At 56.2% G+C, this 14,623-nt stretch carries 7 protein-coding genes; 4 read left to right on the top strand and 3 right to left on the bottom strand.

The window, feature by feature from the left end; translation table 11 throughout:
• Window positions 1–4: 4 nt before the first annotated feature.
• Genes FRY97_RS04830 through FRY97_RS04820 form a run of 3 tightly spaced genes read right to left on the bottom strand, consistent with a single transcriptional unit; the run spans window position 5 to window position 4,121 of the window.
• Entirely contained in the window at window positions 5–1,072 is a 1,068-nt protein-coding gene (locus FRY97_RS04830) for a carbohydrate-binding family 9-like protein (RefSeq protein WP_147166304.1), read from the bottom strand.
• An 11-nt stretch (window positions 1,073–1,083) separates the two neighbouring features.
• Window positions 1,084–3,354, bottom strand: a complete 2,271-nt coding sequence (locus tag FRY97_RS04825) for a GH92 family glycosyl hydrolase (RefSeq protein WP_147166303.1) — start codon at window positions 3,352–3,354, stop codon at window positions 1,084–1,086.
• 17 nt (window positions 3,355–3,371) lie between these two features.
• Window positions 3,372–4,121 (bottom strand): DeoR/GlpR family DNA-binding transcription regulator, encoded by a 750-nt coding sequence (locus FRY97_RS04820; protein ID WP_147166302.1) that lies wholly within the window; start codon window positions 4,119–4,121, stop codon window positions 3,372–3,374.
• A gap of 190 nt (window positions 4,122–4,311) precedes the next feature.
• Here FRY97_RS04820 and FRY97_RS04815 point away from each other — a divergent pair, with 190 nt between their 5' ends.
• The 4 genes from FRY97_RS04815 to FRY97_RS04800 are packed head-to-tail and all read left to right on the top strand — an operon-like array spanning window position 4,312 to window position 14,574.
• Entirely contained in the window at window positions 4,312–6,861 is a 2,550-nt protein-coding gene (locus FRY97_RS04815; RefSeq protein ID WP_147166301.1) for a beta-mannosidase, read from the top strand.
• On the top strand, window positions 6,858–9,875 hold the full coding sequence (locus FRY97_RS04810; RefSeq protein WP_147166300.1) for a GH92 family glycosyl hydrolase: 3,018 nt from the start codon (window positions 6,858–6,860) through the stop codon (window positions 9,873–9,875). Before FRY97_RS04815 ends, FRY97_RS04810 begins: the two co-directional genes overlap by 4 nt.
• A gap of 1 nt (window position 9,876) precedes the next feature.
• Window positions 9,877–12,219 (top strand): GH92 family glycosyl hydrolase, encoded by a 2,343-nt coding sequence (locus FRY97_RS04805; protein ID WP_147166299.1) that lies wholly within the window; start codon window positions 9,877–9,879, stop codon window positions 12,217–12,219.
• A gap of 33 nt (window positions 12,220–12,252) precedes the next feature.
• Window positions 12,253–14,574, top strand: a complete 2,322-nt coding sequence (locus FRY97_RS04800) for a PSD1 and planctomycete cytochrome C domain-containing protein (protein WP_147166298.1) — start codon at window positions 12,253–12,255, stop codon at window positions 14,572–14,574.
• Window positions 14,575–14,623: the final 49 nt, after the last annotated feature.

Here is a 14,623-nt window from a genome sequence, read left to right as displayed (position 1 = left end):
GCGTTCAGTGTTTGAGCAGCAGCCCGTTTTCATTGATGGTGAAGTGGTCTTTGCCGAGCTGATAGCGGGCTAGGAAGTAATCGGGCCCCGCAGACAGCGTGATGGGCTCCCCTTCCAGCCCTACTTGCTCTGGCCGTGCGGTGTATGCCCCGTGCTGTTCGTGGTGGGCTTTCTGCTGGTAGTAGATTTGCCACAGCCTCCAGCGGATGGCGTCCTCATTGGCGGGCACTTGGGGGCGGGCCCTTTTCCCAGCAGGCTCCATAGAGAACTGCACGTAGCCCCAAGTCTCTGGCTGGTGCATGGCAATGGCCCCTTGTGGAGACCAAACCCAGTTGTGCTCGGGATAGCTTTTTTGGGTGGCAGGGTCGGTTTTCTTCTTGTACCCGTTGCTGTCTGCTACGGTTTGCCACTGCACCCGGGAAAAATTGGCGCGCCAAATCTCCCCATCTTCCGGAGGGCCAGCATGGGCAGCAGCTTCTTCCAAAACGTTCCAGGGCAAAGCCAGCTCAACAGTCCATTTCTCGTCTTTGTCTGAAGGGTCATTCAAGGTGCCATAGCACTTTACTGCCGATTGAAGCCCCCTGATGTCCCAAGCATCCAATGCTTTCCCGCCGTCGCGGTACGGCCGGGTGAGCATCAGGTCCCATATGGTGCCCAAGGCATTGATCTCGAGCTCATAATAGTGGTGCCCGTCCCCGTCGGGGTCGATAAAGACTTCAAAGTCGTTTTCGTGAAATATGACCATGTCCCGTTGATCATAGGTGGCCCAAAGGTGGGGCTCCTCTAGCTCTGCGGCGATGTAGAGGTATTCGTCGTCCCACAGCATTTTAGCGTAGGTTTTAAAGTAGGGCAGGGGTTTTATGCTGCCCTCGATGTCTTGGAAGAGTGCCGTAGGGGGGGCTTTTTCCCAGGCCGCTTCGGAAAGCTCCCCGTCTATCGTGAGCGGCGACGGCGCGCGTAGGCAAACGTATTGTTGGGGCGAATAAGTATAGTGTTCATGCTGTTGGGCAAAGGCGGCCAGCGTGAGGCCAAAGATGAGGCAGCTGGTATAGAGCAGGCGATGGTTTGTCATGATTCAAGAATTTATTTTTTTGAAGGGGTATCCCCCAAATCAATTTTGAGCACACCGCCCGCTGTCAGCTGTTGATGTGTGATGAAAAAGCGGTTGTGGGGTTGGCCATTGAGCAGCATCTGCTGGATGAACTGGCTGTTCTCGCTGGTGCGCAGCGCTTGAATGTCCATGGTGCCGCCTGGGTAATAATCCGGGTTGAGGTGCAGGCGCACCGATTCGAAAGCTGGCGTTACCAAGGCATAGTCCATATCTGCTGGGCACAGTGGGTAGAACCCCATCATGCTGAAGGCCAGCCAAGTAGATAAGGTGCCGGTGTCGTCATTGCCGGGGATGCCCCCGGGCTGATTGCTGTAGTGCCTGGCTATGATTTCGGCTACTTTTTCTTGGCTGCGCCATTCCTCCCCTTCAACGTAATTGAACAAGTAAGGGTAAGTGATGTCAGGCTCGTTGGCCACATCATATAGCCCCTCTCGGAAGCAGGCCTGAAGGGCTTGGCTAAAAGCGTCAGCCCCGCCAAGCTGCTCTATAAGGAAGGGCACGTCATGTGGGGTATAAAACCGGTACTGCCAGGCAGTGCCCTCTACAAAACCGGTCACCGGTTCGAAATGCTTGCCCTCTAAGGGGTTGAAATCTGGGTAGAAAGTACCGTCGCGGTACTTCGGGCGTAGGAAGCCCGTTTCGGGGTCCAGATAATTAAGATAGCCCCGGGCCCTTTCGGCAAAAAGATGGGCATCTGCTTCCTTGCCCAATGCTGCGGCCAGCCGGCTGAGCGCCCAATCTGACAAGTAATATTCCAAGGCAGTAGACACGGTGCCGTCCCATTGCCCTTCCCCGTCAAGGGGCACATACCCCAGCGCCTGATAGTCGTCTATCCCTGGCCGCAGTGGGTTTTCGGTCTCCGGTGCAGTAGCCGCCCGCCGTGCGGCCTGATAGGCGGCCTCCACATTGAAGTTGCGCAGCCCTCTCAGGTAGGTGTCTGCAATGACGGGGGTGGCAGGGTCGCCGACCATGACCCCGGTCTCCATGCCCAGCAGCTCCCATTTGGGGAGCCAGCCAGATTCCTCTGACATGCTCGTCATGCTCCTGACCATGTCTTCTTGTATTTCCGGGTAGAGCAGGGAGAGCAGGGGATGGACGTTCCGGTAAGTATCCCAAAGAGAATAGACCGTGTACCGGTTGCCAGTAGTGATGCGGCCGGCCCCGTGCTGTCCCATCAGTGGGTACTCGCCATTGACATCCTGGAATATGCTAGGGTGTACCAGGCTGTGGTAGAGGGCGGTGTAGAAAAGCTCTTTTTGGTAGTCGGTGCCTTCGACTTCCGCCCGGCCCAGCAGCTCGTTCCAGCGTTCATAGTTCTGTGTGCGCACACGCTCGAAGTCAAAGCCAGGCTGTTCAGCGTTCAGGTTCTGCCGGGCATTAGCGATGCTGACAAAAGAGATGCCCAGCTTGACCTCTATCACCTCCCCGGGCACAGTCTGAAAGGAGAAATAGGCTCCGACATCGTCGCCGGCTACCTCTTGCTGAAAGTAGGGGTAGGGTTTCCAGGTGTTGTTGTAAGCGACCCAGTCCGCTTCTACATTTCGGTAGGCGGGCATTTTTTTGTAAGGGCCGAACTCTTCTGCGGCTTTGCTGATGCGGGCCACAAAGTAGATCGGGCGCACATCCTCAGGGTTGTAGCAGAAAGTGCCTACCATCCTGAACCCTTCGACCTCTTGAGCATCGACTATGCTCACCATGCCGCCGGATTCGTTGCTCAAGGCCAGCCCTAGGTTGAGCAGGATATGCCCCTCCCCGCCGGGGAAAGTATAGCGGCTAAGCCCCGTGCGCAGGGTACTGCTCGCTTCCACTTTGATATTGTGTTTGTCCAAGTGGCAGGAATAGTACCCGGCTTCGGCATCTTCGGCGCTAAAGACAGAGCCATATACCTGTGGGTCGAAAGACCGCGCGCCAGCGGTAGGCATAAGCAGGGGGGTGCCAAGCTCGGGGCAGCCTACCCCGCTAAGGTTGGCATGGCTGAAGCCCGTCAGGAATTTATTTTCATGGACATAGCCTCTGGAGTTCCAGGCTTCGTCTTTTTCAGTAGGATTGAGCCCGCCCGCGCTGAATGCGGTATTGAACGGTGCCACAGAAGCCAGCCCGTGGGGGTATTGGGGCCCCGGGTGGGTCGCCCCGAAATTAGAAGTGCCGATGAATGGGTTGACCCAATCGGCAGGCTTTTGTGCAAGGGCTGTGCTCACAGAAAAGAGCAGCAAAAGCGTGTTAAGGTAGAATTGGTGGTGCATGCCTGGCTTTTGAATCATTATAAAATGGTGAGCCCTGCCCGTCTGAAAGGGGCTAGGGCTGCAGTATCAGCAGCGTATTCAGTGATCAGGGTTGGGATGTCCCTAGTGGGCAGGCACCGGAAAGGCTTTACCTGTCCGATATGGTCGCCTTTGCAAAGGACAACGGCTTCCCGTGCGGCCTTGGCCATAGCCTGTTTGGCCATAGAGATGGTGCGGTTTTCGGAGGTTACCCCAAAGTCAAGGTGCAAGCTGTCTGCCGAAAGGAAGCAGATGTCGGCATGTATGTCCTGTAGGGCTTGAGTGGCCTCAATCCCTGCGACGAGCCCTTGCCGCCCTGTGATCTGGCCGCCGAGCAGATAGGCTTCAATAAAGGGGAGCTGGGCGAGCAGTAGGCCAATGTCCATAGAATTGGTGAAAACGGTTAGGGACAAGGTGTCTGGCAAAACCCCGGCAAGGGCTATGCCGGGCGCTCCTCCGTCTAAGATCAGGACCTGGCCTTCCTGAATGAGGCCGAGGGCTTTCTCTGCGATGCGTTGTGCTTCCTGCCCGGGCTGCCTGCCTTGCTGATGTATCGCCTCCGGTGTCTTAGGGTTGGCCAGGGCCCCCCCGTGCACTTTTTTGATGAAGCCCCCGTCGGCAAGCTCCCTGAGGTCTCTGCGGATGGTGTCCTCGGAGACCTCGAGCTCTTCGCTTAGCTCTATCGACCGTACTTTGTTGCGCAGGGTGATGATCTCCAGGATCATGCTCTGCCGTTCTTCTTTCAGCATAATTGATTAGGTCCAGGTGGGCTCTAATTTAAGGAATATCTTAAAAAATCTTTGTTTTTGCAGTTTTTTTTGGTTGAAAGTGCGTATTTGTTCCGGTTTGTCCGTGTATTTTATTATTTTTCTTCCATAAAAGCGCAAACTCAAGGAATGGGCGATGGTGTTGGAACGCTGTGCCCTGAAAAATACCTTTATGTCGAATCAACAAAAAAATATGGCGGTGCCGCGGCCGGGCACTGCAATGGAGAGCGGGGCATCCTATTGGCTGTCTGAGGGTTGGGTGTTCCGAGAGCTGGGAGGCAGCGAATGGCTGCCGGCGGTTGTGCCCGGGAACAATTACTCGGACTTGTTCCGGGCTAAGGCTATACCGGACCCTTTTTATCGGGAGCATGAAAACAAAGTGCAGTGGGTAGCAGAGCGGGACTGGGAATATAAGCTAGGCTTTACGGCTGGGCCAGATTTGCTGGCGCATCAGTGTCAACTGCTCGATTTCCATGGCTTGGATACTTACGCTTCGGTTTGGCTTAATGGCAGGCACCTGCTCGATTCACAGAATATGTTCCTCCGGCATCAGGTAGACGTGAGCGGCTGGCTTCAGCCCGGCAGCAATGAGCTCCGGATTGTGTTCCGCTCTCCGCTGAAGGAGGTGAGGGGCCGGGCCGCTGCCGCAGGCTTGGTTTACCCGGCCGGCAATGACCATTCCGAGGAAAAGCTGAGCGTATTTAGCCGGAAGGCGCCCTACCACTATGGCTGGGACTGGGGCCCCCGTTTTGTGACTAGCGGGATCTGGCGCGGCGTCCAATTGTTGGGGTACAGCTGTGTGCGCATACAGCATCAGGATTTGTCTACCTTGGAGCTATTGCCCCAAGGGGGGCGGGTATTGGCGAGCCTCGAGCTGGAGGTGGCCGAGCCAGGTGAGTACCTCGTCAGGCTGGACATTGGGCAAGGGCAGTGGGCATTCGATTTCCCTATCTCTTGCGAAAAAGGCACGCAGCACTTTTCTTTCGAGCTCGAGCTGCCGGGCGCCGCCTATTGGTGGCCCAAAGGGTATGGCGAAGCCCGCCTATATGAGGTAGAATGGCGCGTAGCGGGCAGCACAGGCGCAACATTTGCGGCTGCTCGTTCTCGTTTTGGCATGCGCACAGCCCGGCTCATCAGGAAGCCGGATGAGCACGGGCGGTCTTTTTATTTTGAAATCAATGGGCAGCCTGTTTTTGCCCTTGGGGCCAATTATATCCCCCAAGACAGCTTCTTGGATCAGGCCGGCCCTGAGCGCTACCGGCAGTGCTTCGACGATATGGAGGCGGCCCACTTCAATATGGTCCGGATATGGGGGGGCGGCATTTATGAAGAAGGCTTGTTTTATGATTTGGCGGACGAGCGTGGCATTATGGTGTGGCAGGATTTTATGTTTGCCTGTACGATGTACCCCGGCGATGAGGCTTTTTTGGACAACGTGGCCAAGGAGGCGGTGTATAACATCAAACGGCTGAAAGCGCACCCTTCCGTGGTTTTGTGGTGCGGTAATAACGAAATCGGCGTTGGCTGGGAGCATTGGGGCTGGCAGGAAACGTACGGCTATTCCCCGGTACAATGCGAGCAGCTCAAAGCAGATTATGACCGGCTTTTCCACGGGCTGCTGCCTGAATTGGTGGCTGGCCATGCCCCGGGGATAGATTACCTGCCTTCTTCGCCCATGATCGATTATTCGGAAATTTCCCGCTATGCAGATGGGGACGTCCATTATTGGGGGGTCTGGCATGAGGAGGCCCCCTTTGAAACCTATCAGGACGCTGTCCCAAGGTTTATGAGCGAGTATGGGTTTCAGTCTTTCCCTTTGCTGGAATCTGTAAAGCGGTACACCTCGCCAGAAGACTGGGGCCTGGAAAGCCCTGTCATGCAGTTGCACCAAAAGCACCCGCGCGGCAACGGCATCATCCGTAAATACCTGATGGAAGCATACGCTCCGCCACAGAGCTTTGAGGCCTTCCTTTACCTCAGTCAAGTGTTGCAGGCAGAAGGCATCCGGATGGCCATTGAAGCCCACCGTGCAGCAAAGCCTTTCTGTATGGGCACCCTCTATTGGCAGCTCAATGACTGCTGGCCGGTAGCTTCTTGGTCTGGCATAGATTACTACGGCCGGTGGAAAGCCCTGCACTATCACGTCCGGCAGGCCTATCAGCCGGTTATCGGGGTTTTGGATGTCCGGAGGGCTGTATGGAAGGCGGTGTTCATCAAAGACGAGGCCGGCGATCAGCAGGTGACAGCAAGGCTGGGGCTCTATAGCATTGCTGGCAAGCGGCACTGGATGGCTGAGCACCGTCTGCGAGTAGGGCCCGAGGCGAATACCGTTTGGGAAGTGCCTGAGCTGCAGCAGGAAAGCGAGGGGCTTGAAAAAGGGCAGCGCTTTGTCCGCCTGGAAGTCCTCAGGGAGGGCACTGTAGTTTACGACCGCATCATTTGGCTGGATAAGCCCAAAGAATTGCAGCTCCGCCCGCCTGAGGTGCTGTGGCGCCTAGAGCAGGGGGAGGGGCATTTGACCGCTACCCTCAGCAGCAGCAATCTGGTCAAAAACCTCTATGTGCAGCTGGAAGGGGTGGAGGCTAATGCCTCTGATAACTTTTTCGACCTTTTCCCTGGAGAGGAAAAAACCATCCGCTGGGCGTTGCGCGCAGGTGAGACGCCCGGGCAGTTGACATGGCTTTCTGTTTTTGAAGCCTGCCAAAAAAATGAATCAGCATGAAGCATATCCCTCACTGCATATTCTTAGCGCTGGCCTTTTGGGCTACAGGTTGCACTGCCCCTGAGCAGGTGGGCGACCCCCTTGCTTATGTCGACCCCATGATCGGCACTGGCGGCCACGGGCATACTTTCCCGGGCGCGACCGTCCCATTTGGCATGGTGCAGCTCAGCCCGTCAAACGACTATAAAAACTGGGACTGGTGTTCTGGCTATCATTATTCGGATACCATCATCAAGGGCTTTGCGCACACCCACATCAGTGGCCCAGGGCTGTCTGGCTTAGGCGATATCCTTTTGATGCCTGCCCGTGAGCCCCATGCCGGGCCCGGCACAGAAGCTGAACCCGGTACGGGATACCGAGCCCGGTTTTCTCATGACGACGAGACTGCCGCTGCCGGCTATTATGCCGTTGAGCTGAGAGACGAAGGGGTATTGGCGGAGCTCACAGCAGGCCAGCGCACAGGCTACCACCGCTATACCTTTGAGCCTGGCAAGCCTGCTTACCTTATCATTGACCCCAACCACCATATCAATGAGCACATTCAGGACACCTATCTGGAATGGGTGAGCGACCGGGAGTTTAGGGGGTACAAAGCTGTGGAAGGGTGGTCGGCAGGGCAGCGGCGGCAGCACTTTTATGCCCGCTTTTCCAAACCGGTGAAGTCCATGACGCTAACCCGGGAAGGGCGTGCCGTAGCGGGGCGTTCTGGGCGTGGCAAAGGGCTGGTTGCACAGTTGGATTTTGGGCTGGAGAATGGAGGGGCGGTAGAGGTCGCCTTGGCGCTTTCATCGGTCTCCATGGAAGGTGCGCAGGCCAATCTGGAGGCAGAGGGCACACCTGGATTTGACGAGGCCCGCGCCAAAGCAGAAGCGCAGTGGCGGGAAGTCTTGGGCAAGGTCACCCTTTTTGGCGCAAGCCAAGAGCAGCTCCGGGTTTATTACACCGGCATGTACCACGCCTTCATCTCGCCCAATCTGATTTCTGATGCCGACGGGCAGTACTATGTGGAGGGCGAAGTGCGGCAGTCTGATATCCCACAGTACAGCAATTTTTCGACCTGGGATACCTACCGGGCTCTGCACCCTTTCTTTACGATAGTAGAACAGGAAAAGACCGCAGCCTTTGTCAATAGCCTGTCCTCACGGGTAGTTGATGCAGGAGTAGGGCTGCCGAGCTGGGAGTGCCTGGGCTATGACAACCGTTGCATGATCGGCTACAGCGCCGTATCCCCTATAGCAGATGCGGTGCTCAAGCAGGTGCCGGGCATCGGCCGGGATGCAGCCTATGAGGCCATTCGTTACGCTGCTTTTGACCGGACGAAGCACAGCCAGGTCAGTGATCTGAACGGGATGGACGACTACCTCAAGTACGGATATGTGACCGCCGAGACAGGCGTCTCTGTCTCCAAAACAACCGAACAGAACTATTGCGATTGGGCGATAGCCCGGGTAGCTGAGCAAATGGGCAAAACGAAAGACCAACTACTGTTTGATCAGCGGGCTATTGCCTATCGCAATTTATTTGACCCACAGACGGGCTACCTGATGCCACGCCGGCGCACGGGGGAGATGGTGCGCCTCGATACTTCCCGCTGGAGCCCGCTAAAGGGGCATTTTATTTCTGGCAACATCTGGGCCTACAGCGCTTATACCCCCCACGATATGAAAGGCGCTATGCAGCTGCACGGCGGGCGGGCGGCTTACGCCAAATGGCTTAAAGGGGTCTTTGAAAATGATGCCCCTTTGGAAGGCGAGCAGCACGTTGACATCTCTGGGTTTATCGGCAAGTATGGGCATGGGGACGAACCGGGACATCACATGGCCTACCTGTTCAATTACGTCGGTATGCCTTGGCTCACTCAGCAGTATGTAGCCGAAGTATTGCGGACGATGTACAAAGACACCCCGGATGAAGGCTCCATCAATAATGAAGACCTTGGGCAAATGTCGGCCTGGTACCTGCTCAGCGCCCTCGGGCTGTACCAGGTGGCCCCCGGCGATGGCGTGTTCCAGCTGGGCAGCCCTTTGCACCCCAAAGCCGTCCTGCATTTGGAATCCGGTAAAGACTTTACCGTGGTGGCCCAGGGGGCGCCGGAGCACATTTACGTACAGCGGGTATGGCTGAACGGGAAGCCCTATGAAAAAAACTACCTGCCCTACGAAGCCATCATGAGCGGGGGGGAGCTCAAATTCGAAATGGGCCCCCGCCCTAACCGGGAGTGGGGCAGCGCCCCAGCGCATACCTTCCCGGGGGATTTTGCGGATACAGCCGCAGCAGAGGTAGCGCCGCTTGGCACGCCAGCCCCTTTCGAGGCCAGGGGCGGTGCTTTCTTTCAAGCATCGCGGGAAGTCGAATTAGACTGCGCCCAGGCAGGTGCCCGCATTTATTACACCCTTGATGGCAGTGCCCCTTCTGAGGCCAGCGAGCTCTACCAAGGCCCTATCCGGATAACAGAGGATGCGGTACTGCAAGCCATTGCTTACAGCCCGAGGCTCAACCCCAGTGGCATTTACGCCAAGCCATTTTTTAAGAGCATCTTGGCAGATTTGCCGGAAGGCTACCCCCGTTTCACTGTGGAGCAGCAAGGCTTCCCTTACGGAGAAGAGGGCGGGCTGCAGCTTTTTGACCAGCAGATCGGCTCTGAGAGCTATAGCGACAATAAATGGACAGGCATCAAAGACGATATTGAAGTGCAGCTAGATTTGGGCGAGCCCCGCCAGGCCAGAGAGGTCTGGGTGGGCGCCCTTACGGAAACCGGCTCTTGGATTTTCCCGCCCAGCAGCATTGAAGTTTGGGCAGGCAGCAGCCCCGGGCAGCTCAGCAAAGTAGGTGAGCTCCAGCTCCCTGCTCAGGAAGCTGGCGAAAAAGCCGTGCACCGCTATCGGGTGCCCATTGAAAAAGGCAGTTACCGATACTTTACCATGAAGGCCAGCAACTATGGGCCTACGCCAGCCTGGCACGGTGCTGCCGATGGCGAGCTGTGGCTTTTCCTTGACGAAATAATGATCAAATAATATGCGACGACGCGCTGTTTTTTTAGCCATCCCCTTCTTGGCCTTTATGGCCAGTTGCCAGCCTTCATCTGGCCCGGGCGCTATTTCTGGGAAAGGGATAGAAGATTACACCCAATGGGTGAACCCTTTGATGGGCACAGATTCTGAGTTCAGCCTGTCCAATGGCAATACCTACCCCGCCATAGCCATGCCTTGGGGGATGAATTTCTGGACCCCCATGACCAACAAAATGGGCGATGGCTGGACGTACCAGTATGACGCTTATAAAATCCGTGGCATCAAGCAGACACATCAGCCGAGCCCTTGGATCAATGACTACGCTGCTTTTTCACTTATGCCGCTTACCGGGGAGCTGAAGATAGAAGAAGAGGAGCGGGCGTCGTGGTTTTCTCACAAAGCGGAGACGGTTCAGCCGCATTACTATAGTGTCTATTTGGCTGATTATGATGTGACTGCCGAGGTTGCGCCCACTTCCCGTGCTGCTCATTTCCGTTTTACCTTTCCAGAAACGGATACCGCTTGGGTCCTCCTCGATGCCTTTTTCAAAGGCTCTATGGTGCGCATCCTGCCAGAGGAGCGTAAAATTATCGGCTATTGCCGGAACAACAGCGGTGGGGTGCCGGACAACTTCCACAACTATTTTGTGGCGGAGTTTGACCGGGATTTTACCGTGGCACACACTTGGGAGGACGGTTGGGCGCTACAGCCCGGCAGCCTTTACAGCGAGGCAGGCCACGTAGGGGCAGCCGTGGGCTTCCCGGCCAGCCGTGGCGAGCAGGTCGAAGTCAGGGTCGCCTCCTCCTTCATCAGCCCCGAGCAGGCACAGCTCAACTTGGACCGTGAAATAGGCAACCTCAGTTTTGAGGAAGTCAGGGCACAGGGCAAAGCCCGCTGGAATAAAGAGCTGTCTCGCATACAAGTTAAAGGGGGGCAGGAAAAAGACATCCGCACCTTTTACTCCTGTTTGTACCGCCTGTTGCTTTTCCCACGTGCTTTCTACGAAGAGGGCGCCGATGGCCAAATCGTGCATTACAGCCCATACAACGGAGAAGTGCGCCCGGGCTATTTATTTACGGACAACGGTTTCTGGGATACGTTCCGGGCTGTTTTCCCTTTTTTCAACCTCATGTACCCGGAGCTGAACGGGAAGATCATGGAAGGGCTGGCCAATGCTTATCTTGAATCCGGCTGGCTGCCGGAATGGGCGAGCCCAGGGCACCGCGATTGTATGGTAGGCTCGAATTCTGCCCCAATTATCGCTGATGCTTACCTGAAGGGGGTTAAAGGCTTTGATGCAGAGCTGCTCTTGGAAGCTATGTTGAAAAATGCAGAGGTAGAAGCGGGCAGGCCAGTACAATCGGTCGGGCGCGCAGGGGTAGATTATTACAACCGCCTGGGCTATGTGCCTTACGATGTAGGCATCAACGAAAATGCGGCCCGGACGTTAGAGTACGCTTATGCGGATTTCACCTTGGCCCGCATGGCAGAAAAAATGGGGAAAACCGAAGTCGCCGACCGGTTTTACCAGCAGTCCCAAAATTACCGCAACCTCTTCGACCCAGAAACCCGATGGATGCGCGGGCGGCTCGAGGATGGCGCCTTCCAAGCCCCGTTCAACCCGCTTAAATGGGGTGATGCCTTTACAGAAGGCAATAGCCTGCACTACACGTGGTCGGTTTTTCATGACATCGCTGGCCTGATGGGCCTGATGGGCGGAGAAGAAGCTTTTGCCGCTCGCCTCGACGAGGTGTTCACTATGCCTCCGAAGTTTGACAATAGCTACTACGGCTTCACCATACATGAGATCCGTGAAATGCAGATTGCGGATATGGGCAACTATGCCCACGGCAATCAGCCGATTCAGCACATGATATATCTGTACAATTATGCAGGACAGCCTTGGAAAGCCCAGCAGCGTGCCCGGGAAGTAATGGAGCGGTTGTACCACCCTGGCCCGGATGGCTATTGCGGGGATGAGGACAATGGCCAGACCTCCGCTTGGTACGTCTTCAGTGCCATGGGCTTTTATCCGGTCTGCCCAGGTACGCCTCAGTATGTCATGGGCAGCCCCTTGTTCAACGAGATAACCCTACAGCTTGAAAATGGCAACACCTTTGTGATAAAAGCAGAGGGCAATAGCCCACAGCACGTTTACATTCAGGGTGGGGAGCTCAACGGGCAGCCTTTTGAGCAAGCTTGGCTGGATTATGATGTGGTACAGAGCGGGGGGCAGCTGCAGCTGAAGATGGGGGCAGCACCAGCTAAAGGATGGGCTGCCTCGCCAGGGGCCCGCCCGTACTCGCTGTCTTCGGAAAAGCCGGGCCTAGCGCCTCTTGGAAAGTAGCCGCCTTATTATCAATATTGAAATCTTTGTGCCATGCCCAACCCAACTATGCTCCTCCGGTTTTTGCTCATTGCAGGCCTGTCTTGGAGCTGTTCCGCCGAACAACCAACAGCAGACATGCGCCTGCCTTTACCGGATGTGGTAGACTTCAATTTCCACGTCAAGCCCATTTTATCTGACCGCTGCTTTAAGTGCCATGGGCCGGACGAGGCCAAACGCGATGCAGGGCTTGGGCTGCATGAAGAGGCTGCAGCATTTGCGGCCTTAGGCGACGCTAAGGATCATTTTGCCATTGTCCCGGGCAAACCGGAGCAGAGCACGCTGATTGCGCGCATCTATTCAGCAGACCCCACAGAGGCCATGCCCCCTCCGGAAAGCAACCTCAGCCTTTCAGAATGGGAAAAGGCAGTGCTCAAGAAATGGATAGCCCAGGGGGCAGAGTGGAAAGCCCATTGGGCCTTCACGCCGCCAGTAGCCCCAGCTGTGCCAGCGGCCGGTGCAGGTTGGGCCGTGAACGACATTGACCGGTTTTTGTACGAAAAGATGGAAGAGAACGGGCTAGCCCCGGCCCCTATGGCAGAGAAATCGGCTTTGTTGCGCAGGTTGTCCTTTGACCTGAGAGGGCTGCCTCCCACCTCAGAGGAGCTGCAGGCTTTTGAAGCCGATAACCGCCCGGGCGCCTGGGCAGAGTGGGCCGGCCGGTTTTTAGATACAGACGATTATGCAGAGCGTATGGCCCTGGATTGGATGGACTTGGCCAGGTATGCAGACACCCATGGTTATCAGGACGACTTCGAGCGCACCATGTGGCCTTGGCGGGATTGGGTCATACATGCCTTCCGGGAGAACATGCCATACGACAAGTTCGTCATTTGGCAGTTGGCGGGCGATTTGCTGCCCAGCCCAACCAAGGAGCAGCTGCTGGCCACAGGCTTCAACCGCAACCATAAAATTACTGCAGAGGGGGGCGTCATTGACGAGGAGTACCGCGTGGAGTATGTAGCCGACCGCGTGCAGACTTTCGGTACAGCTTTCCTGGGGCTGACGATGGACTGTGCCCGTTGCCACGACCACAAATATGACCCCATCAGCCAGAAAGACTACTTTAGCCTGTTTGGCTATTTCAACAACGTGCCGGAGCGGGGGTACGTCTCTGAGCTCAACCAAAATGCGCGTTTTGCCCCAGAGCCTTCCATTACGATTTCGAAGGAGGAGATAGACAACATCCTCACTTTTATCAACAACAAAGAAGAACTGGAATCCCTAGACCTCATGGTCATGGCGGAAAAGGAGGAGCGCCGCCCGACTTTCGTCTTGAAAAGAGGGCAGTACGATCAGTATGGGGAGCAGATAAGCCCGGCTATCCCCAAAGCGTTCAACCCCGATGGGGTTTCTGCTGATAACCGCCTTGAGCTGGCCCGCTGGCTTTTTCAGCCCGGCAACCCGCTTACGGCCCGGGTAGCGGTCAACCGCATCTGGCAGCAATTTTTTGGCCAGGGCTTGGTCAGTACCCCATTTGATTTCGGGAATCAGGGCGCCCTGCCTACCCACCCTGAACTATTGGACTATCTGGCGGTCCGTTTCCGCGAAAGCGGCTGGGATATTCAAGCCCTAATCCGCCTAATTGTAGAGTCAGCGGCCTACCGGCAATCGGCTGTAACCTCCCCGCAAAAGCTCGCTGCCGACCCCGGCAATCAATGGCTTGCCCGTGCGCCCCGGCTTCGCCTGAAGGGCGAGATGATCCGGGATCAGGCACTTGCTTCTTCCGGCTTGCTGGTCAGGGAAGTAGGCGGGCCTAGTGTCAAGCCGTATCAACCGGAAGGCCTATGGGAAGAAACCACTGGCGGCGGAGGCGGCTCTACAGCCCGCTACGTGCAGGGCGAAGGCGACGACTTATACCGAAAGAGCCTCTATACTTTTTGGAAACGGACAGTGCCTCCTCCTGGCATGCTGATTTTCGACGCCCCTTCCCGTGATTTGTGCACTGTAGAGCGGCAAGAGACCAACACCCCCTTGCAGGCCCTGCTGTTGATGAACGATCCGGCTATAGTGGAGGCAAGCCAAGTGCTGGCTGCCCGGGCTTGGCGGAAGGCGGAAGGGGAGCCGGGGGCGGCTATCAAATGGATGTACCGTACGGTGACCTCCAGTTTGCCCGATGCCGAAGAGCTCGAGCAGTTGTTGCAGCTTTTTGAGCAGCAACAGGAGGTGTTTGCAGAAGCGCCTTTACGCGCAAAGCAATATGTGGGCGCAGGTGCACAGGAAACGGCTCATGGCACTCCGTTGGCTGTACATGCAGCCCTTGCGTTTGTGGGCAATACCATCTTGAACCTGGATGTGGCCATCAACAGGGGGTGAGTGATTGGCTGCGGCCAAAAACAGCATTGAATCATCAAGGCTTAGCAGG

It is taken from the genome of Phaeodactylibacter luteus (assembly GCF_007993045.1).
Taxonomy (GTDB): domain Bacteria; phylum Bacteroidota; class Bacteroidia; order Chitinophagales; family Saprospiraceae; genus Phaeodactylibacter; species Phaeodactylibacter luteus.
This window is presented reverse-complemented; position numbering and strand designations above follow the sequence as displayed.

Bases quoted from the DNA above. Each gene is read 5' to 3' on its own strand.
- FRY97_RS04815 (WP_147166301.1), top strand. From the start codon at position 4,312: ATGTCGAATCAACAAAAAAATATGGCGGTGCCGCGGCCGGGCACTGCA.
- FRY97_RS04805 (WP_147166299.1), top strand. From the start codon at position 9,877: ATGCGACGACGCGCTGTTTTTTTAGCCATCCCCTTCTTGGCCTTTATG.
- FRY97_RS04825 (WP_147166303.1), bottom strand. From the start codon at position 3,354: ATGCACCACCAATTCTACCTTAACACGCTTTTGCTGCTCTTTTCTGTG.
- FRY97_RS04810 (WP_147166300.1), top strand. From the start codon at position 6,858: ATGAAGCATATCCCTCACTGCATATTCTTAGCGCTGGCCTTTTGGGCT.
- FRY97_RS04800 (WP_147166298.1), top strand. From the start codon at position 12,253: ATGCCCAACCCAACTATGCTCCTCCGGTTTTTGCTCATTGCAGGCCTG.
- FRY97_RS04830 (WP_147166304.1), bottom strand. From the start codon at position 1,072: ATGACAAACCATCGCCTGCTCTATACCAGCTGCCTCATCTTTGGCCTC.
- FRY97_RS04820 (WP_147166302.1), bottom strand. From the start codon at position 4,121: ATGCTGAAAGAAGAACGGCAGAGCATGATCCTGGAGATCATCACCCTG.